The 20,244-nt window shown below is 63.1% G+C and carries 13 protein-coding genes; 5 read left to right on the top strand and 8 right to left on the bottom strand.

Features of this window, described 5'->3' with window-relative positions:
* Window positions 1-188: 188 nt before the first annotated feature.
* Window positions 189-386 (top strand): GapA-binding peptide SR1P, encoded by a 198-nt coding sequence (locus KJS47_RS11020; RefSeq protein ID WP_249716307.1) that lies wholly within the window; start codon window positions 189-191, stop codon window positions 384-386.
* Window positions 367-3,045, top strand: a complete 2,679-nt coding sequence (ppdK, locus tag KJS47_RS11015; RefSeq protein ID WP_213525112.1) for a pyruvate, phosphate dikinase — start codon at window positions 367-369, stop codon at window positions 3,043-3,045. Before KJS47_RS11020 ends, ppdK begins: the two co-directional genes overlap by 20 nt.
* Window positions 3,046-3,601: 556 nt before the next feature.
* Here the strand turns inward: ppdK and KJS47_RS11010 are convergent.
* The 4 genes from KJS47_RS11010 to KJS47_RS10995 all read right to left on the bottom strand — a co-directional run bounded on the left by KJS47_RS11010 (window position 3,602) and on the right by KJS47_RS10995 (window position 7,516).
* Complete coding sequence (locus tag KJS47_RS11010; protein ID WP_213525111.1) at window positions 3,602-4,549, bottom strand: DUF4434 domain-containing protein; 948 nt, start codon at window positions 4,547-4,549, stop codon at window positions 3,602-3,604.
* Window positions 4,550-4,639: 90 nt separating this feature from the next.
* Window positions 4,640-5,539, bottom strand: coding sequence for an N-acetylmuramic acid 6-phosphate etherase (gene murQ, locus KJS47_RS11005; protein WP_213525110.1), 900 nt, complete (start codon window positions 5,537-5,539; stop codon window positions 4,640-4,642).
* A 275-nt stretch (window positions 5,540-5,814) separates the two neighbouring features.
* A complete protein-coding gene (locus KJS47_RS11000) occupies window positions 5,815-6,984 on the bottom strand; it encodes a winged helix-turn-helix domain-containing protein (RefSeq protein ID WP_213525108.1) in 1,170 nt (389 codons plus the stop codon).
* A 22-nt stretch (window positions 6,985-7,006) separates the two neighbouring features.
* Window positions 7,007-7,516: a GrpB family protein gene (locus KJS47_RS10995; protein ID WP_213525107.1), complete on the bottom strand. Its 510-nt coding sequence runs from the start codon at window positions 7,514-7,516 to the stop codon at window positions 7,007-7,009.
* Window positions 7,517-7,805: 289 nt separating this feature from the next.
* Here KJS47_RS10995 and KJS47_RS10990 point away from each other — a divergent pair, with 289 nt between their 5' ends.
* Both KJS47_RS10990 and KJS47_RS10985 read left to right on the top strand, forming a co-directional pair.
* Window positions 7,806-7,961 (top strand): DUF1540 domain-containing protein, encoded by a 156-nt coding sequence (locus KJS47_RS10990; RefSeq protein WP_213525106.1) that lies wholly within the window; start codon window positions 7,806-7,808, stop codon window positions 7,959-7,961.
* A 406-nt stretch (window positions 7,962-8,367) separates the two neighbouring features.
* Complete coding sequence (locus KJS47_RS10985; protein ID WP_213525105.1) at window positions 8,368-11,694, top strand: FIMAH domain-containing protein; 3,327 nt, start codon at window positions 8,368-8,370, stop codon at window positions 11,692-11,694.
* Between the two features lie 284 nt (window positions 11,695-11,978).
* On the opposite strand, the gene bioB is transcribed toward KJS47_RS10985, so the two are convergent.
* The 4 genes from bioB to pdxR form a co-directional block, all read right to left on the bottom strand.
* Window positions 11,979-12,992 (bottom strand): biotin synthase BioB, encoded by a 1,014-nt coding sequence (gene bioB, locus KJS47_RS10980; RefSeq protein WP_213525104.1) that lies wholly within the window; start codon window positions 12,990-12,992, stop codon window positions 11,979-11,981.
* 290 nt (window positions 12,993-13,282) lie between these two features.
* The gene (locus KJS47_RS10975) at window positions 13,283-13,861 is read right to left on the bottom strand and encodes a TetR/AcrR family transcriptional regulator (protein ID WP_213525103.1); all 579 of its coding nucleotides are present in this window, start codon (window positions 13,859-13,861) and stop codon (window positions 13,283-13,285) included.
* A gap of 96 nt (window positions 13,862-13,957) precedes the next feature.
* A complete protein-coding gene (locus tag KJS47_RS10970) occupies window positions 13,958-17,158 on the bottom strand; it encodes a bifunctional cytochrome P450/NADPH--P450 reductase (RefSeq protein WP_213525102.1) in 3,201 nt (1,066 codons plus the stop codon).
* 558 nt (window positions 17,159-17,716) lie between these two features.
* Window positions 17,717-19,255 carry a MocR-like pyridoxine biosynthesis transcription factor PdxR gene (gene pdxR / locus KJS47_RS10965; RefSeq protein WP_213525099.1) on the bottom strand — a complete coding sequence of 513 codons (1,539 nt, stop codon included), beginning with the start codon at window positions 19,253-19,255 and terminating at the stop codon, window positions 17,717-17,719.
* A 227-nt stretch (window positions 19,256-19,482) separates the two neighbouring features.
* Between pdxR and KJS47_RS10960 the strand changes: the two genes are divergently transcribed.
* Window positions 19,483-20,112: a pyridoxamine 5'-phosphate oxidase family protein gene (locus KJS47_RS10960; protein ID WP_213525098.1), complete on the top strand. Its 630-nt coding sequence runs from the start codon at window positions 19,483-19,485 to the stop codon at window positions 20,110-20,112.
* Window positions 20,113-20,244 lie beyond the last annotated feature (132 nt).

Raw genomic sequence — 20,244 nt, 5'->3', positions numbered from 1 at the left:
CATTATCTACGCCAACCGGGGAAGATCCATGATCAGCCCCCTCCCTTTTATAGTGTCTTATTAAAGAATATAAAGACATATATTGTACATTAAATAAATATAATACATATTATATATAGACTAACCGTTTAATCATACGTTATAATGAGCGCAAGAAAGGGAGTCCACCATTCAAGGAGGCATGGTTCATGGAGAGGAATGCATGGAGTCACGTAGAAAGCCGGACGAACGATCTGGGCACCATCGTGTGCCAGCATTGCGACCAGGTGATCGCGACGCTGCCGACCGAAGGAGTGAAGACGCTATACGGCATCTGCCCGAACAACGCTTGTCTGCCGCACAACGCCGCCACAGGAGGAATCGACCATGGAAAAGAGAGTCTATAAATTTTCCGAAGGCCAGGCCGCCTGGAAAGAGCTGCTCGGAGGCAAAGGCGCGGGCCTCGCGGAGATGACGCGCGCCGGCCTTCCCGTGCCGCCCGGCTTTACCGTGACGACGGAGGCGTGCCGGCAATACTACCGGCACGGCCGCCGTCTCCCGGACAGCCTGTTCGCCGAGATCGAGAGCCAGCTCGCCTGGCTGGAGGAAGAGCGCGGCCAGCGCTTCGGCGATCCCGCCCGCCCTCTGCTCGTCTCGGTCCGTTCGGGCTCCGTCACCTCCATGCCCGGCATGATGGACACGATCCTCAATCTCGGCCTGAACGACGAGACGGTTGAAGGACTGGCGCGGCTGACGGGCAATCCCCGGTTCGCCTATGACTGCTACCGCAGGCTCCTTCAGATGTACGGCAGCGTCGTGCTGGGCATCGCCGCCATCCGCTTCGAGCATCCGCTGGAGCAGCTGAAGGAAGAGCGCGGCCTCCCCTCCGACCAGGACTTATCGGCCGAGGATTGGAAACGGCTCATCGGCATCTTCCAGGCGGTCATTGCCGAAGAGTCCGGAGAGGCTTTTCCGCAGGACGTCCGCATTCAGCTGCGCCGCGCGGTGGAAGCGGTCTTCCGCTCGTGGAGCAACAACCGGGCGGCCGTTTACCGCAAGCTGCACCGCATCCCCGAGGAGCAGGGGACGGCCGTCAATGTCCAGGCGATGGTCTTCGGCAATATGGGCGGCCAGAGCGGCACCGGCGTGCTCTTCACCCGCAACCCGTCCGACGGCGAGAAGCGGCTGTTCGGCGAATACCTGATGAACGCGCAGGGCGAGGATGTCGTCGCGGGAACGCGGACACCATCGGAAATTGCCCGGCTCGCCGTCGAGCTTCCGGACGCCTATGCCCGACTGGAGGAGACGGCCGCCCTCCTCGAGCGGCATTACCGGGATATGCAGGACATCGAATTCACGATCGAGCAGGGCGAGCTGTTCATCCTGCAGACGCGCAGCGGCAAGCGGACCGCGCAGGCGGCCGTGCGCATCGCGGTCGATCTCGTTCAGGAAGGCATCATCGCCAAGGAGGATGCGCTTCGGCAAATCGACGTCACGCATCTGAACCAGCTGCTGCACCGCGGCATCGACGAGTCGGAGATCGTCCGCGTCTTTGCAGCCGGTCTGCCAGCCTCCCCCGGGGCCGCCTCCGGGCAGCTCGTCTTCGACGCGGATATGGCCGAGGAATGGGGCAAGGCGGGCCGCAAGGTCGTTCTCGTGCGGACCGAGACGACGCCGGAGGACATCCACGGCGTAATCGCGGCCGAGGGCACGCTGACGAGCCGCGGCGGCATGACGAGCCATGCGGCAGTCGTCGCCCGCGGAATGGGCAAGCCTTGCGTCTGCGGCTGCGAGGAGCTGCTGGTGGACACGGAGGCGCGGACGCTGACGGCGCGCGGCGAGACGCTCGCCGAGGGCGACTGGATCTCCATCGACGGCTCCACCGGCCGGGTCGTCGCCGGCACGCTGAAGCTGCGCGAGGCCGTCATCTCCGACGAGCTCCGGACGCTGCTCGGATGGGCGGACGAGGTTAAACGGCTGCGCGTGCTGACGAACGCCGATACGCCGCAGGACGCGAGGAAGGCCCGCGAGCTGGGCGCCGAGGGCATCGGCCTCTGCCGGACGGAGCACATGTTTTTCTCCCCGGCGCGGCTGCCCGTCATGCAGAGCCTGATTCTGGCGGATAACGAGGAAGAGAGGCGGCATGCGCTCCGGCGCCTCCTGCCGATGCAGCAGGCCGATTTTGAAGAGCTCTTCCGCGTGATGGACGGCCTGCCGGTCACGATCCGGCTGCTGGATCCTCCGCTGCACGAATTCATGCCCAAGCTCGAAGAGCTGCTGAAGCGCCGGGAGGCGCTCGCGAGAGCCGGCGCGTCCGATTCGGAGGAGGCCCGCCTCGTCGAGCGGCTGATCCACAAGGTCAAGCTGCTCCACGAGACGAACCCGATGCTCGGGCAGCGGGGCTGCCGCCTCGGCATTGTCTTCCCCGAGATTTACGACATGCAGGCCGAGGCGATCTTCCGTGCCGTCCTGCGCTGCCTGCATGAGAGCATCGAGGTGCATCCCGAGATCATGGTCCCGCTCGTGGGGCATGCGAACGAGCTGAAGAAGCTCCGCGAATGGATCGACAGTGCCGCCGAGCAGGTGCTCGGCGAGGAGCGCCGGTCGTGTGCCTACCGGGTCGGAACGATGATCGAGGTGCCACGCGCTGCGCTCACCGCCGCCCAGATCGCGAGATACGCCGACTTTTTCTCCTTCGGCACGAACGACCTGACCCAGATGACGTACGGCTTCAGCCGCGACGACGCTGAGGGGAAGTTCCTGACCCATTACCTCGATGCGAAGGTGCTCGAGGACAATCCCTTCCAGGTACTCGATCCGGACGGTGTCGGCCAGCTCATCGAGATGGCGGTGCGCCAGGGACGCCAGGTCAAGCCGAAGCTCCGCACCGGCGTGTGCGGAGAGCACGGCGGCGACAAGGAGTCGATTCTCTTCTGCCACGACGCGGGACTCGACTATGTCAGCTGCTCCCCCTACCGCGTGCCGCTCGCCCGGATTGCGGCCGCTCAAGCCGCGCTGCGTGAGCGGGCGGACTGCCCTGTCCCCGAGGCGATTCCGACGGGCTGAGCCCGCACAGCCCCCGAGGCGATCCGGAGGCTGAGCTCGCACCGCCAGCTTCCCCCTAGCTGATGGCGGCCCGCAAGCAAGGCGTGTGATGGTTGATCCCCGTCATGGGACGCCGAGCACCCCGCCCTGGGAGCTGGCACGCCAAAGACCCTGCCGAGAGATCGGCAGGGTCTTTTTGTGTGCGTCACAGGCGACCTTTGCACCATTGAGAGGTTTTATCGAATGGGGCGGTGAACGGACTAGAGAGTCATTTTTGGCGGCTCCTTAAAGCAGGAAGACAGGAGAACCGCAGCCAAACCGGGAGTAAGCGTGAACCACAAGGAGGCTTGGGGCAGGAAGCCAAGCGGATACGCGAGCCCCAGCAGAATCTGCAGACACCCTATCTTTCCCCACCAGGTTCCCGCAAAGGTTCGGAACAACCGAACCCCCTCCCTTTTGGACTCCCCATAACGGCCGTGAACAAGCCCCCTTATCCCGGCGGGCAGACTAAAAGTCCACCCGCCTAGTGCCTGGCGGTCACAGCAGGCGTGCCACAGGTGCGCCTGTCTCCTGACGGTCAGCGAGGCAAAAGCCCCTGCTCCTTCATATATGCCGTGTAGTCCTCGTAGAGCGCCACAGATTCCGCCGAGCCTGCATGCACCGGGCTGCCCGGCTTGTTCATCATGCCGAGATACTGGTAGCACAGCACTTTGTCCACGTACGGGGAAACGATCTCCAGCTGGCGCTGGATGCGGTCGAACGCCCCAGGATAGAGCACCCGGCCCTGGAAACGGAACACCTCGATGTCCGCCCACAGCGGCTTGTTCGCCCGGTCGTGGGCTTCGCGCAGCCGCTCGAACGTCGCCTCCACCTGCTCGAACGTCGTCCGGTCGACGCCGATCTCGTCCTGGTACGCGATGTAATCGACCTCCAGAGAGCGCAGCTGGGCGACGAACCGGCCGTCCCCGTTGATCGACCGCGTCCCGTAAGGGGCGATAAGCACTTTGGGTGCCCCCACTTTGCGGCAGAAATCCGCGAGCTCGTTGGCATACGTCACATAATGATCGGGGAAGTAGGTGAAAATCGCCGCCTCTACTGGGAAGTACCAGCCGCCGAACGAACGGTGGTGGCCATAGCGGGCCGCCAGCTCGCGGGCAATGTCGAACCGGAGCGATGAGCGGTCGCCGGTCGTCGACAGGCTGCCCATAATCGGCGTCGTGAAAAAACCGAGCCCCACATAGATCGTCTGGCCGTGCTTGTCGGCCGCCGCCAGCACCGCCTCGAGCGGATCCGGGCAGACGGTGTTCCACCGATGGGGAATGACCTCCGACGGATAGAACGCCTGGCCGTGCAGAGCGACATGCAGCAGAACGAGCGTGTCCATTCCCGCCTCCGCCATCTCGCCGAGCTTGAGCTCCCAGTCCTCCGCCGTGAACTGCTGGGTCGTCGCGTTCCATGTATCGCCTTCATAAGGATTGCAGTGATAAAAATCAAACCAAGTCCCGGATATGCGCTGAAGCTTCATCCGTCTCTCCTCCGTTTGTTCGGCTGGCCTCCGCCTCTCCCGGGCAAAAGCCGCAATGGTCGAGCGTCTCTTCTCTCTTGCGCGTCCGGCTCAGAGACTCGCCTGCAGCGCCTCGCGGACGCGGCCGTCCGCGGCTGCAAGCCGGGCCCGTGCCTCGTCCGCGGATACGCCGGCAAGCAGCAGGACGATCGCGGTCTTAACATGGCCGCCGCTCGCCGCCATGGCCGTCTGGACTTCCTCGTCCCCCGCCCCGGTCGCCATGGCGACCATCCGCCGTGCCCGCTCGTATAGCTTGCCGTTGCTTGCCTGCATGTCGACCATCAGGTTGCGGTACACCTTGCCCAGCTTCGCCATCGCGGCCGTGCTGAGCATATTCAGCACGAGCTTCTGGGCCGTGCCGGCCTTGAGCCGCGTCGAGCCGGTCAGCACCTCGGGGCCGACCTCGACCTCGATCGCCAGCTCCGCGGCGCGCCCGAGCGGCGAGCCGGCGTTGCAGCTGACCGCGATGGTCGCCGCGCCGGCGTCGGCTGCGCAGGCGAGCGCGCCGAGCACGTACGGTGTCCGGCCGCTCGCCGCGATGCCGACGACGACGTCGCCGGCACGCACGCCGCGCTCCGCGAGCTCCGCCGCGCCCTGCTCGGCGTCGTCTTCGGCCGACTCGTCCGCCTCCGTCTTGTGCAAGCCGCCGGCGAGCAGCGCCTGCACCAGCTCCGGCGGAGTGCCGAACGTCGGCGGGCATTCGTAGGCGTCCAGCACGCCGAGCCGTCCGCTCGTCCCGGCGCCGACATAGAACAGGCGCCCTCCTCCGGCCAGCGCATCGGCAATCCGGTCGACCGCCTGCGCGATGACCGGCAGGCACCGTCCGACCGCCTCGGGGACGCCCCGGTCTTCTTCGTTCATCACCCGCAACATATCCGCGGTTGTCATCGAATCGAACTTGGCGGAGCGCGGGTTGCCCTGCTCCGTCAGCAAACGGTCCGTCTCCTGCATGGTCAGCTTCCTTTCGCCTTCCGGTCGTTTGGTGATATTCTCCATATTTTTTACTGTATATGGAATCTATCTCCATTATACCGAACCAGATTCCCCTGTAAAGGAAAAAAGCCTCCGCTGAGGAGGCTCGCGGCCGGAAGGCGGCTCAGCGGACGACAGAGGTTTGCGAGTGGCGGGTTGTGATGACCGAGTTTTGAGCGGCCGGCCGAAACGCCGGCCCGCTGTTCTCGAGTCCCCCATCCCGCCCATCCAGCCACCACGCCGAACGCGAGCGGCTAAAGCTCCTGTCGAGCATAGCCGGTACCGAGAAAGGACGCCAACCGTTCAAGGCTTTGCTGTACCCGCTCTCGCAGCCCCTCGTCGACAACGACGCCCTCCTCCCACCACCACTGCTTGATGGTTAGGGGCTTCCCCGCCTTGTGATGAACGGGCTCGAAGCGGGCCACCAGCCGGTCACCGTCCAGGACAGGCAGCACGTAATACCCGTACTTTCGTTCCGCCGCCGGCTTGTACACCTCCCAGCGGTACTCGAACCCGAACAGCTCCTGGACCAGCTTCCGGTCCCACAGCAGATTGTCGAGCGGGGCCAGGATGCTCGCCCGCCGGACGGCCGGCTCCTCCGTCATGCCCCGTTCGAGGAGTGGGACATCCTCGGTTCGCGCATAGAGCGGGTGTTCCAGTCCTTCCACGCGGACCTCCGTGATCCGCCGGGCGGCCAGCAGCCTGGCGAAGGCGGCGTGCCGCTCGCGGGTTTTCATGCCAAGAATGCCTAGCCAGGCATCGCTCGGCCGGTTCCAGAGCAGGCCCACGCTTCCGATCCGGCGCAGCACGTGCCAGTCATGGTACTGCTCCTCCGTCTCGAATGGGTCTGCCAAGCCATACAGGTCCGGCGGGAGGACTCGCTTCGCCAGGTCGTAATATTTGCGGGTTTTCACTTTGTGATGAATGACGAGATGCCCCGCGTGATACAGCCCCTCGAGAGCGGCGCGGGACAATCGGGTCGGCCCCCATGCCCAGCTGACCTTTTCCCCGTAATCCAGATCTCCCGAGCAGACGACACCCCGCTCCTCAATCTCTGCATAAATCGGGTCTACGGAGGCCTGATTGGCGGTACACCAAGCCTGATGGCGGCCGCGGCTTCTGGCAAAATACGGCCAGTCCTCTATAAGAAAGATCGACATCATCTTGTCCCAATAGTCGATCAGCTTGCGGTCCTCGTAGAGCAGCTCCCCGAGCATGCTCTGGTCCAATCCGTCGATCCGGGATTGGAGGACAAGCTCCGGGTTCGTGCCGACCACATTGAGCGGATCGAACTGGATGCAGCCGACCCGGCGGATGTACGCCAAGATGCCCTCCTTGCCCTTAAACGTCCAGTCGCCCGCCAATCCATGGTAAGCAGCAAGCGCCTGTCCCGCTTGCCGTTTCGTCATCGTCAAGACCGTCATCTTTTCACCTCGCTTTCGGGATTTAGATGGAACCAGGCGATGCCAGCACCGCCTGAATGAACGGGGCTTTGGCTTCGGTATACTGGACGCGGTCATCGGCGTACAAGCCCGCCAGCCGTTCTTTGAGCTCAGCGTACTCACGGAGGAGCTCCCGCCGTTCCCTCAACGCATCGCGAAACCGCAGCTGGTCTCTCCATTCCGCGCTTCCCAGCTCATAGACATGCAAATGATGCGTCCCTTTGCGCCATTCTCCCTTGCGAAAGAAGCGGCGCGCCGGAAACTCAGGCTTGGGCACATAAATATATCCAATCCCCTCGAGGGGAGCGACGAAAGCATCGGCGTGCGACAGTTCCCCAACGCCTACGGCCAGGTCAAGGATCGGCTTGGCGCACAGCCCTTCGACAGAGGTGCTGCCTATATGCTCGATCGCAAGAGCGGCCTCCCCCAGTACCGACCGGAGTACCTCCTTCTCCCGCTCGTATTGAACCGCCCAGTCGGGATCGTAGGGAACAAGCGTGACTTCATACCCCAACCTGCCTCCCCCCTCTTTTTCGAAAATGGGAACCTACTTGTCCTTTCCTTATACTGGAATGCGGAACGTTTGTCCATAAGCGAAAGCGGCTTAAGGGGCGTAATAGCAACCCCCCCCATTTATTAAGCCGACTATACCACTTGCCCCTGCCGGTCGGGCGATCGTTCTTCTCCACCCTTGTGTGCCAACCGATTCGGCGCCTTTTCCAGCACAGCAAAAACGCCCTCCGCCCATGTATAACTTGCCGCCGCTCCCGCCCATGCTAGACGGGAGGGGAGGTGAACAACACATGGCAAAAGACGTTCTGTGCGAAGTCAATTCCTGCAATTACTGGGCTTCCGGCAACAAATGCAACGCATCCTCGATCTACGTCGTCGGCAACCGGGGCAAAAAGGCCCAAACCTCCGAGGAAACGGACTGCAAAACGTTCGAACCGAAAATCTAGCGAAAAGCGGCAGCGGCCTGTGGGGGCCGCTGTTTGTTTGCCGCCGGTCTGCTTCCCTAGTAGTGTACCCAGCATTGAGAATGTTTATCAGTTAGCGAAGGAACTGCTGGGAAAGCCGCAGATTTGTCGAATCTCCGGCTTTTTTGACATGGGCGAATAGGCCAATGGCAGCATTGACGCCAAATTTTGGATCGCCTTATGATGGACATGGCATTCGAAAAGAACCAGTTATAAACCAGTCTTAGAAAGAAATGGAGGGGAACGCCTAAAAGAGTTGGCAGCCCGGTATAACCGTGAATGGTTTTGTAATCGCTTTCAGAGAAAGACCAAAGAACGATCTTAGGAAGATGGAGAACGAAGAACTTATGTAGAACGTCTATCTTACGAATGAAGGAGACTGCTTCTCATGATCAAAAGACTGTTTGCTCTTGTGCTTGCCGCAAGTCTATGTCTAGGACTACTCCCTGCGTTCTCTTCCGTAGCCTTGGCGGCGGAGTGCCTGTCACCCGCATTGGCCAACCCGGGGTTCGAAGAACCGGTAGCGGGCACCAAAATTCCGAACTGGAGCTATTTCGGTCCGGCAAACACAGCCGGAAATATCGTACAGGTCACGCAGGAGACCAAGCTGACCGGGATCTCGAGTCTCAAAATCGACAAAAGCTCGACCACCAACTCGCTTGGCGTGACGAGCGACCGGTTCGCGGTGACGCCCGGATGTACATATACCGCCTCGAGCAACGTCTATTTGGAGGCGGGCGGCACGATTATGTACTTGCGCTTCTATGACAGCGCAGGTAAGCAAATTGCGGGAGCGGACGTGACAGCGTCGCTCACTTCCCCGCTCAATAAGTGGACGCCGCTGATTGCGGAAGGCATCGCTCCGGCAGCGGCGGTCAAGGCGGAGATTCTGCTGTATGTCTCCGTCGCGTCCAAAAGCAAGCTGTATTACGACGATGTGTCCGTACAGGTGAAGAAGACGTTCCAGCTTCCGTTTGAATTCGGCGCACCCGTCAAGATGGGACCCGCCACCGTCACCTCCAATACCGGCGCGGCGGCGGTAGGGGACGGCGAAATCTATGTGACGCCGAGCGGGTCCCCTGCCATGTTCTATGCCTTGGATGCGCTCACCGGCGAAGTCCGGTTTGAGCAAGCGCTGCCGGGGCTCGACGTCGTCTGGGCCATGACGATGGGGTCGGACGGCAACGTGTATTTTGCCGGGACGCAAAACTCGATTCTTTACCGCTACCTTCCCAAGGAGAAACGAATCGAGAATCTGGGTGCGAATCCCTCCAACAAATGGGTGTGGGATCTGGACGCCAGCAGCGACGGGAAGCTGTTCGGCTCCACCTACCCGGACAGCAAAGCGTTCTTGTACGATATCGCGTCCGGCACCTTCCAGGACCTCGGCACCATCTATCCCGGCCAAGATTACGTGCGGGGAGGCGGCGTCAGCGACCGGTATTACTATGCCGGCACCGGCACCGTGGCCCACCTGATCCGCATCGACCGGAGCACGCTGAAGATGGAGGAAATCCAGACTCCCGCGACGGGAACGGAAACCTTCATCTCCAACATTTGGACCTATAACGGGCTGCTGTTTATGGCTTACGGGACCTCCCTGGCCATTATGGACGAGCAGAATCCCGACGACGTGAAGAAAGTGATGCGCTGGACGGATGCTGCCACCTTCGACGGGATGATCTCCTCCCCGTCCCCTTTCCAGCCCGATTTGATCTATTTCCGCAACAAAAACACGTCGGAGCTGTGGACCTACAATACAAGCAAGAATGAAATTAAACCCGTCGAACCAGGGATCAAGGTCGACAACGCCGTAAAAAGCTACAAATGGATGAAGGTGACGAGCGGCGAAAAGGCGGGAAGAACCGTGCTGGCCATCGTCCAAAGCCCGGTCTCCTACTCCATCTATGACCCGGCGGACCAATCCATCGTGAACGTTCGGCTCAGCGTCAGCAAGCAGGGGACGAATGTGCAGAGCCTGGAGAAAGGCCCCGACGGAAAAATCTACATGGGCGGCTACCAGGCCGGCATGAGCATCTACGATCCCGAGACGGCTTCGTTCGAACGGCAGGAGCTTCAGCCGGCTCAAATCGAGGGCATCGGCGTCATGAACGGCAAGGTATACTTCGGCATCTACGGCGGCGCCGTGATCTACCGGTACGACCCAAGCCTTCCTTACCATCCGAAAACCAACCCGGTCCTGTTCCACGACATCGACGACGGGCAAAGCCGGCCGTTCGCGTTCACTTCGGCGGGCAGCAAGCTGTTTATCGGCACGATAGCGGATTACGGGCAGCTGGGAGGCGCGCTTACGGTCTATGACGAGCAGGCCGGCACCTGGTCGGTGTACCGGGACATCGTGAAGGACCAAAGCGTCATCGGGCTCGCGCACAAGGACGGCAAATTGTACGGCGGCACCACCATTTACGGCGGACTTGGCATTGACCCTGCCGCGTCGGAGGCGAAGATGTTCGAATTCGACGTTGCCCAGGGCAAGAAAACGGAAGAGTTCGCTTTGAAGGTGCCGGGCGTGCAGACGCCGATCATGATCGGCTCGCTGTCGATCGGACCGGACGGGCTCCTGTGGGGCATCGTCTACGGCAAAGATGCCGCGGGCAACAACGCATATGCGCTATTCGCCATGGACCCCGCCGCCAAAACGATCGTGAAGAGCAAGCTGTTCAAAAACGGGGCGACGGGCAGTACATGGCGGCCCTATTACATGAAGTGGAGCGACGACGGGATTCTGTATACGACGATCGGCCGCTATCTCGTCGCCTTCGACCCGGAGACGCTGGACTACAAGCAGCTCGTGAACGGCTATGTCAATTTGTTCACATTGGCGGACGACGGCAGCATCTACTACTCGACGGCCAACGATGCGTATCTCGTTCATCTGCCGGTTCCGCTCAAGGAGGCGGCGCTCGAGGCAGACACGTCGCTGCGGGTAGGCGGCAAGGCACCGGTTACAGTAACCGGCAAGCTCGTGAACGGCAAGTCCGCCATTCTGGCGGGGGCTTCGATCTCGTACAGCAGCAGCAATCCGGATGTGATCACCGTAGAGAACGGAACGATGATGGCCGTCAAGCCGGGAACCGCCGAGCTCTCCGCCCAGGTCACCTTGAACGGAGTAACCGTCCAGACGAATAAAGTGACCGTAGCGGTCTCGGCCGCTCTCGGGCAGGTCACCTTATCCGCGGATCGTTACGACCTGAAGCGGACGGAGACAGTTACTTTGAGCGTCTACGGGAAGCTCGGCACGGGAGAAGCCGCAGATTTATCGGGCGCCTCCATCGAATACTTGAGCAGCAGCCCTGCGGTCATCTCTCCGCAAGGCGTTACCTCCGCCGTCTATGAGACAGGTACGGCGGACGTCTGGGTGAAGGTGACGTTAGACGGCGTTACCGTGGAATCCAACAAAATCACCATTCGGGTGACGACCGATCCGGAATGGCTCACCGGACTGATTGGGACCTATGAAGCAGCAGGAGAGCTGGGTCATCCGCTGGCTGCCCAGCTGACGAACCGGCTGCGGCAGGCCGAACATTTCCGGGAACAGGGCCGCTACGACCAGGGCATCAAGCACCTGGAGGATTTTCTGAAGTCCTTGCATAATCCGGCGTTGAGCGGGACCATCTCGCAACCGGCCAAGCAAGCGCTGGATGCCGACGTGCAAGCCTTAATCGCTATGTGGAAGTCTACGGAGCGGCCGTAAGCCTGCACAGACGGGAGAACTCTCCAAGCAAGCGAACGGGAGCGGGCATCGGCCAGGCGCCAGCTTGACGTTTGACCAATCCCCCAACTTGCGGAACCAACCATCGGGACTGCCGCATGCTTGACGGGACCGATACGCTTTCATCCTTACTAGGTTCATCACAAGACGAAGGAGCTGCCGCGGCAGCTCCTTCGTCGTATGATCAGGTTGGCCGGTTTTTCCTGGCTGGCCTCTTCCTGCTGCCTGCCGGCCTGCCGGCGGACGTCAGCCGAGTGTATCCCAGCCTACAAGGCGCACCGTTCGATCTCGAAGCCCAGGTCCTCAATCATCCGATGATCGGCGGACACCTCCTGGCCGTCCGTCGTCAGGTAATCGCCAACGAAGATCGAGTTGGCCGCGTACAGGGCGAGCGGCTGCAGCGAGCGGAGACTCACCTCGCGGCCGCCGGCAACCCGGATCTCCCGATCCGGCAGCAGCAGGCGGAACAGCGAGAGCACCTTGAGCGCCCGCATCGCCGGCGTCCGGCCCGCATGCGCGAGCGGCGTCCCGGGAATGGCGTTCAAGAAATTAACCGGAACCGACTCGGCCCCGAGCTCGCGGAGCGAGAGCGCCAGCTCGAAGATGTCCCGGTCGGTCTCCCCCATCTCGATAATGACGCCTGAGCAAGGGGACATGCCTGCCCGCTTGACCGTCTCGACCGTATTCACCCGGTCATCGTATGTATGCGTGGACACGATGGACGGCGTGTTCGCCCGGCTCGTGTTGAGGTTATGGTTGTACCGGTGGACGCCCGCTTCGGCCAGCCGGTCGGCCTGCTCCGGCTTGAGCTGCCCGAGACAGGCGCACAGCTTGAGCGGCATCGTCGCGCGAATCTCCTGTACCGCCTCGATAACCTGGCCCAGCTCACGCTCTGTCGGGCCCCTGCCCGAGGCGACGATACAGAACGTGCCGGCCTGCCGGGCCATCGCCTCTCGCGCACCTGCGAGGAGCGTCTCTTTGTCCAGCATCGTATATTTCTCGATCGGAGCTGTCGATACGATAGACTGCGAGCAGTAGCCGCAATCCTCGGGACAGAGCCCGCTCTTCGCGTTCAGAATCATGTTCAGCTTAACCTTATTCCCAAAATACTGCCTGCGCACCCGGTAGGCGGCATGAAGCAGCGGCAGCACGTCCTCGTCCTCCGCCTCCAGCACCGCGAGTCCTTCCTCAAGCGTCAGCGTCTCGCCGCGCAGCGCGCGGTCCGCCAGCTTTCCCCAATCGGCCGCGGCTCGGTCTTCTCTCGTTTGCACTTCCGGCATATGCCCGACTCCTCTCCTAATCCCGTCTGACTTCCTCAAGAAACGAGATAATTGCATGCTATTGTCAACCTATAAAACATGATATAAGGTTAACAATAGAGAACAGTCTACCAGAAAAACCCTGGTTGCGTAAAGCCCCGCCGGCTTCATGGGCATGCCGAACAGCCGTCCGGACAAGCCGGACGGCTGTAAGACGGTGCGCTTTCCTGCAAAGAGAGGGGCCCTTAGCCGGGGGCGGCAGGTCGACCGGCAACCGGCCGGCAGCTAGTCCAGCGGCAACGGTGCTTGGCTCACTCGGCGGGCTGCCGGACCGCCGACCAGCAGCTTTCCTCGATCCCGGCGAGCAAGACCGGCGTTTCCTCCAGGATTCCCGAGCGGATGAGCGTGAATATTTTGGTGAACGCCCCGAACACGATGCCGATTAACGCATGGGCCGGCAGCGGCCGGATGACGCCCTGCTGCTGTCCGGATCGGGCGTACGCGTGGAGGAAGCCCATCAGCTCGTCGAACCGGTCCCGGCTGTCCGCGTTGAGAAACCGGGCGCCGCTGTGCGTGTCCAAAAAATGCAGCGCCTGTATGTTGTCGCTCGCGAACCGGACCATGCCGTAGAAGACATGCCGGAATTGGTCCCGTACCGTCCCTTCCTCCGGATAGCCGCCGCGGATCGAATCCGACAGCCCGGCGACGCAATCCTGGAAGAGCACGTTCACGAGCGCTTCCTTGTTCTCGAAATACCGGTAGATCGTCCCCGCTCCTACCTCCGCCCTGTCGGCGATCATGGGGACGGTCGTCCCGTCAAAGCCTCGCTCGGCGAACAGCTCGAGCGAGGCGCGCAGGATGTTTTCTTTTTTGTTCAGCGTTGCTTTCATGTTGGACCTCACCTCAACCTAGCGGAATCCTCTCTATCCTACAGGAGAGCCGTCCCCTTGGGAAGGCTTGGGCCGATTCCGTCCGCCGCCATCCCGCTAGATGCCGGCCCAGACGTCCTTGGCGTACCGGCCCTCCTCCTGGAGACCGTCGAGCCAGGAGACTGCCTCCTCTTCGCTCGTGCCGTGTACGTCGCGGTACGCCGTCCGGAGCGTCTCCTCGACGTCCGGCGCCATCCGGCTGCCGTCGCCGCAAACGTATAGGCGGCCGCCGCCGTCCAGCAGGCGGATCAACTCCGGGCCGTTCTGCCGCATCAAGTGCTGGACGTACGTCTTGGGCTGTTCCGGCAGGCGCGAGCACGCGACATGAAGCGTCACGAGCCCCTCCCGCTCCGCCTGCTCCAGCTCATCCCGGTACAGGTAATCCTGCTCATGATGACGGCAGCCGAAGTAGAGATGGGCTTCGCCGAGCTGGTTGCCTTCCTGCTGAAGGGCGCGGCGCGCTTGAAGGAAGCCGCGGAACGGGGCGACGCCGGTGCCGGGACCGACCATAACGATCGGCGTCTCCGGATTGTCCGGCAGCTCGAAGCCGGACTCCGGCGTGCGGATGAACATGGCCACCGCATCTCCCGGCTGCCGGGACGCCAGGTAGTTCGAGGCGACGCCGCGGTATTCGCCGCGCCCGCTTTTGGCCGGGCTCCGGACGACGCCCACCGTCAGGCTCGCCTGCTGCTTCTGCACGCGAGGCGAGCTGGAGACGGAGTAATAGCGTGCCTTGAGCGGCGGCAGCAGCTCGAGGAACCGCTCGAACGGCAGCTCGCAGGCGGGATACTGCTCGAGCAGATCCAGCATCGTCAGCCGCTTGGCGAGCACCTCCGTCTTGTACGTCTCCGGCTCGAGCAGCGCTTCGAGCTCTTTTTTGTGCGGCGGGCAGACGGTGTAGGCGGCCAGCTCGCGCAGCTGGGCACGGGTCGCCGCCTCCTGCAGCTCGACGCTCTGGGCGAGCAGCTCCTGTACGCGGACCGGCCGGTCGAGCGGCAGATGCGCGGCGCTGCGGCCGCTTGCGCTCAGCACGAGGTGGTCGCTCGCATGCAGGGCGTATCTCCTCAGGACACGCTCCACCAGCTCCCGCGCATTCTCGGGGAGGATGCCGATGTGGTCGCCCTCACGGTAGTCCGCCCCCTCGGGCAGAGCGATCTCGAGATGCCGCGTGCTCCGGCCGCTCGCTTCGCCCTGCAGCTCGCGGTTCTCCACGATCGTGCCCAGCATCGCTTCATACGATTCGGCGAGCGGCGAGCCGAGTACCCCGCTGACGAACTGGACGCTCAAGCTGCTCTCTTCCCGTTCCCTATGGGCGCTCGCCTGGAGACCCAGCGAGCCCATGACGGTCGGCCACAGGTCATCGCGCCATTCGTCGAGCTGCATCTCGAAGTCTCCGCTCGCGTCGGCCTCGCCCCGTTCCAGGAGCCGCTCGGCTCCTTTGGCCGCGAGCAGCTCGTCCAGCTGGCGCGGCACCTGCTGGTACGTGCTCGCCCAGTTGTGGTCGCCGCAGCCGAACACGGTGTACCGCACGCCCTCCAGCGCGCCGGGATCCACCTCCTCCAGCCATTGGAGGAACTCCCTCGCGTTGCTCGGCGGCTTGCCATTATACGAGGCGGAGACGAGGAAGACGACGCCCTCCTTGGGGAGCTTCCCGACCCGGTCGTTCAGCGCGGCGACCTCGCTGCGGAAGCCCTGGTAGCGCGCCTCCTCGGCCAGCTCCCGCGCAATGCCCTCGGCAGTGCCGAGATTGGAGCCGTACAGGACGAGGAGCGGCGTATTGTGCGCTTGCACGGGGCTATCCGGCCGCCGCTCCGCTTTGACAGCCGGCTTGGTGTCCGCGGCGGGCGCACCAACGCTCGCGAACACGAGCGGCGCCCCCTGGCTGCGCGGGCGGACACGCATCGTCAGCCCTTCCGGCTTGAGCGTCAGCGTTTCTTTTACCTTGAGCTGGTAGTTCGTATGGTCGATCAGCTCGAACTGCTTGAGCACCATGCCGAGGACGAGCGTCGCCTCCTGCATGGCGAACTGCTGCCCGATGCAGGCGCGCTGACCGTTGCCGAACGGCTTGAAGGCGTGGAACGGGATGCTCGCCGGGTCCTCGAACCGCTCCGGCCGGAACTCCTCGACGTCATCCCCCCATACCGCCGTATCCCGGTGCAGCTTCGGGATGAGGACGTTGACGCTGTCGCCTTGCTTCATCGGATACTGGCCGGCCAGCATCGTATCCTCCTTGGCATACAGGGAGAACGCAGGTGCGGTCGGCCACAGCCGGAGCGCTTCGTTCAGGATCATGCGGATATACTTGAGCTCGCGGACCTGCTCATAGGTCGGTACCGGGCCGGTGAGCACCCGGTCGACCTCCTCATAAGCTTTTTGCAGCTTATCCGGATTCTTCAGCAAATAATAGATGGCAAAGGACAGGAGCCCGCTCGTCGTCTCGTGTCCGGCGATCAGGAACGTAATGATCTGGTAGCGGATGTTCTCGTCGTCGAGCCGCTCCCCGGTGTCCGGGTCCTTGCCCGTCAGCATGTGGGCGAGCAGATCGTCGCCGCGCTCCTCGCCGTGCGCTTTGCGCTCGGCAATGATGTTGTCGACGAGCACGTTCATCGACTGGATGTCGTGGCGGTATTGGCGCCGGGTGATGACCATCAGCTTGTCCTGCAGTCCGAGCCGCTGGAGCTGGTTCATCGCCTCGTTCAGGGCGCGGACCATGCTGACGATGAACGGGTGGGGCTCCTCCCGGTAAAAGCTGTTGAAGCGGTAGTTGAAACCGCACAGCCCGATCGTATCGAGCGTCAGCCGGGTCATGTCCTCGGGAACGTCGACGCTTTCGTCCGGATTGAGGCGTGCCCACTTCTGGATCAGCTGGACCGCGATATCGACCATCATAGCGTGGTAGCCCTTCATCGCCCGCTGGCTGAAGCTGGGCAGCAGGATGTTGTGGGCCTTATGCCAGTTCGGCTCCTCGGTTTCGCTCGTGAACAGGCCGTCTCCGGCGAACGCGCGGACTTTGCGCAGCGGCGCCCACACCCGCTTGTCGAAGCGGGACTCGTCGCAGGCGTCCTCCACGAGCTCGTAGCTGGAGATGAGCAGCTCGCTGCGGCCCGGCAGGTCGAGCCGGTAGATCGGCCCGAACTCGTAGGCCAGCTTGATCATCGACTGCACCGGCGCCTCCAGGTCCAGAAGCGGCAGATTGCCGAGCGGCCCGTATGTTTTGGGCTGGGGAATGACGACGGATTCAGACGGGTTCTGGGACATTGTAGTTCTCCTCCATGTCGCAAAAATGGATATAGCTGCCGGGCGCGACGGCTGTGCCGAATCATTGGCAGCCGATAGCCGGGCGCCCAGAGCGCGGACGGGGGCCGGCTGATGGACCTTCTGCTAGCATGTTCCATTCGCGCCCGTTCTATCTCTATTCGCCACCGGAATGAATATTCATTCCGTAGACTGGCAAAATGAATCCCTTTGCCCAGAAAGATAGGCAAAGAAGACCGGATCGGAACGGCCAGCCAGCCGGACCCAAGTCCCGCTTTCCCCTGTTACCCGTAGGGCGGTCTCCCGAAACGGGAGCCGCGGAAAGGAGCATGCCGGAGTGGATGCGGGTGGTTCCGGCTCCGCTGTGCCCCAGCTGGCGGTGATCCCGTGTGGGCAACGCTCAGCAATGGCGGCGCTTGGCCGCTCCAGGGAGAAACGCATGTCCGGACGGATCGCTCCGACTCCGTTCTGCCTCGGCTCCATGCCAGACAGTCGGCTTCCCGGACCTAGGCCCCGACTGGGGAGCTCTACTCCTCCTCTGGCAGCCCAGCCTCCCTCCCGCTAGGCACGGCCCGCTATCTTCCGCCAGGCGCCTTCCATCCGGGCGACGCCCTCCTCCAGCTCCTCCACCGTCAGATGGGAGAATCCGAATACCGCCGCTGGCCGCGGCTCGCCCTGAAAATAAGGGGCCGGATCGACCCACCCGACCCCCTCCTCGCGGCACAATGCCTGGAACCGCGCCAGCTCGCCGGCGGACCGGTTCCACCAGGCGAACAAGTGCAGCCCGGCCTCCGAGGGGACGAGCTCGAAGACGGCGGACAGCTTCTTCGCCAGCAGACCCGCCAGCACATCGTGCTTGCGGCTGTACAGCCGGCGCATGCGGCGCAGATGGCGCTCGTACTCGCCGCTGTTCAAAAAAGCGGCCAGCGCCCGCTGCTCGAGCTGCCCGGACGGATGCGGCTCGTACAGCCTCTTCGCCCGCACGAACGCCTCACGCAGGCCCGGCGGCAGCACCGCGTACCCGATACGCAGCTGAGGCAGCATCGTCTTCGAGAAGGTGCCGATGAAGACGACGCGGCCCTCGCGGTCAAGCGCCTTGAGCGGCTCCAGCGGACGCCCGCCGTGGCGGAACTCGCTGTCGTAGTCGTCCTCGACGACGAAGCCGCCCATGCGCGCCGCCCACTGAAGGATCGCCTGCCGCCGCTCCATCGCGAGCACGCAGCCGGTCGGGAACTGCCGTCCCGGCGTCACGAACGCGAGCCGGGCATCCCAGTCGGCCGGCACGATGCCGCGCGCGTCGACCTCGGCGGGCAGCGGCCGGCCGCCGGACGCTTCGACGGCGCTGCGGAAGCCGCCGTAGCCGGGCTCCTCGAGCACGACGCGGTCGCCGGGGTCGACGAGCAGCTGCACGAGCAGCGCAATCGCCTGCATCGAGCCGTTGACGACGACGATGTCGGCGGCAGCGGCGCGGATGCCGCGGTGGCGGCCCAGGTGCCGGGCGATGGCCTCGCGCAGCGATCTGTCGCCCTCGGCGGCGAACGCTCCGGTCAGCGGCTCCTCGAACGAGCGGCGCACCTCGGCGTAGAGGCAGCGGGCCCACTGCGCTCGCGGGAACGCTGCGAGGTCGGGCTCGCCCGTGTCGAAGCTAATCGGCACGCCGCCGCCCGGGCTGCCCGCCACGCGGCTCGGCAGCCCGCTCACCCGTCTGCCCCAGGCGGACAGGGCGAGCGGAGCCCCGGCCGGCTCGCCGGCATGAGCGGCGGCCGTACGGTAAGCGACGTACGTCCCGCTGCCCGGCTCTGCGGCTAGGTAGCCTTCCGCCAGCAGACGGTCGTACGCCTGGGCCGCCGTGTTGCGGGACATGCCGTATTGGGCAGCCAGCGCCCGCGTCGACGGCACCTTGCTCCGGTACGGCAGGCGTCCGTCCTGGATCGCTTCCTTTACCGCCCGGTAGAGCGCCTCCGTCTTGCCGCCCGCCTCCCGGTAGACCCGCTCAAAGCCGATCGGGATGGCAGGCCCGCTGCCGCCGTCCGGACGTCCCCGCTTTCTTCCTCTTTGTTCCCCCGCTTCCCCTTCTGCCGCCGGCCCGCGCTTTTCCATCCGGCCATCCCTCCTCCTGATTCCGCTCAATTGCCCGCTCTCTCCCAAGCCACTCCCGCCCGCTAGTTCCCCCAGCAGTCTTCTGCAACCGACCCAAGAACCGGACCAATAAAAGCTGTCAAAAGCGGACCTTTTGGTCCAGCCACTTTTCTCCTACCATAATACCACAGACCCGAGCTCCTGAAGGAGCAGGGCCCAAGCCAAGCGGAGGAGGAATCCGGTTCCTTATGAGAAGAAAAGAATTCGCCGTCCAGGAATGGCAAGAGATCGAGCAGTTTTTGAACGAGATGTCCTTCGGGTTTCTCGCCATGTGCGGAGAAGATGGCTGGCCGCATGTCAAGCCGCTCAACTTCGTCTATTGGAAGGATACCATCTATGTCCACGGCAGCCGTGTCGGAGAAAAGATTACCGATTTGAAGCGGTCGCCGAACGTTACCTTTTCCGTTGCCAAAGAATATGCCCTCATTCCTTCGTATTTCAGCGATCCGACCTTTGCCTGTCCTGCCACGTCCTACTTCAAATCCGTCTCTATCCGGGGCACGGCTGAGCTCGTCGACGACCTGGAGCAGAAGGCGGAAGCGCTGGAAGCGTTCATGCAAAAGCTCCAGCCGGAAGGCGGCTATGCCCCGATCACGGCGGACAACCCGGAGTACGCCTCCCGCCTGCGCGGCGTGGCGGTGATCGGGATCCGAATCGACTCGCTGTCCGCCAAGTTCAAGTTCGGCCAAAATTTGAAGGAGCCGGCCCGCGCCAATCTGACGAGCCGCATAGCGGAGCGCGGTCTCCCTCTGGACGAGGAGACCGTCCGGCTCATGGAGCTGTACTGCCCGCACGCCCGTAAGGATTCTTCCTCTTGAGGAACAGAGCAAAAGCCCGCGGCTTGAGCCGCGGGCTTTGTTCGTGTAGGGGGCTTTCCCCCAGGCTTCCTACGTGGAGGCTGTCCGCATGAAGAGGAAGGTGGGCGCACGAGGGAGCAGCTGGCAGGAGAC

This window comes from Paenibacillus sp. J31TS4, from assembly GCF_018403265.1.
Lineage (GTDB): Bacteria > Bacillota > Bacilli > Paenibacillales > NBRC-103111 > J31TS4.
Note: the sequence above shows the minus strand (reverse complement) of the source record. Positions and strands in the feature narration are given on the sequence as shown.

Bases quoted from the DNA above. Each gene is read 5' to 3' on its own strand.
- KJS47_RS11020 (WP_249716307.1), top strand. From the start codon at position 189: ATGGAGAGGAATGCATGGAGTCACGTAGAAAGCCGGACGAACGATCTG.
- ppdK (WP_213525112.1), top strand. From the start codon at position 367: ATGGAAAAGAGAGTCTATAAATTTTCCGAAGGCCAGGCCGCCTGGAAA.
- KJS47_RS11010 (WP_213525111.1), bottom strand. From the start codon at position 4,549: ATGAAGCTTCAGCGCATATCCGGGACTTGGTTTGATTTTTATCACTGC.
- murQ (WP_213525110.1), bottom strand. From the start codon at position 5,539: ATGCAGGAGACGGACCGTTTGCTGACGGAGCAGGGCAACCCGCGCTCC.
- KJS47_RS11000 (WP_213525108.1), bottom strand. From the start codon at position 6,984: ATGACGGTCTTGACGATGACGAAACGGCAAGCGGGACAGGCGCTTGCT.
- KJS47_RS10990 (WP_213525106.1), top strand. From the start codon at position 7,806: ATGGCAAAAGACGTTCTGTGCGAAGTCAATTCCTGCAATTACTGGGCT.
- KJS47_RS10985 (WP_213525105.1), top strand. From the start codon at position 8,368: ATGATCAAAAGACTGTTTGCTCTTGTGCTTGCCGCAAGTCTATGTCTA.
- bioB (WP_213525104.1), bottom strand. From the start codon at position 12,992: ATGCCGGAAGTGCAAACGAGAGAAGACCGAGCCGCGGCCGATTGGGGA.
- KJS47_RS10975 (WP_213525103.1), bottom strand. From the start codon at position 13,861: ATGAAAGCAACGCTGAACAAAAAAGAAAACATCCTGCGCGCCTCGCTC.
- KJS47_RS10970 (WP_213525102.1), bottom strand. From the start codon at position 17,158: ATGTCCCAGAACCCGTCTGAATCCGTCGTCATTCCCCAGCCCAAAACA.
- pdxR (WP_213525099.1), bottom strand. From the start codon at position 19,255: ATGGAAAAGCGCGGGCCGGCGGCAGAAGGGGAAGCGGGGGAACAAAGA.
- KJS47_RS10960 (WP_213525098.1), top strand. From the start codon at position 19,483: ATGAGAAGAAAAGAATTCGCCGTCCAGGAATGGCAAGAGATCGAGCAG.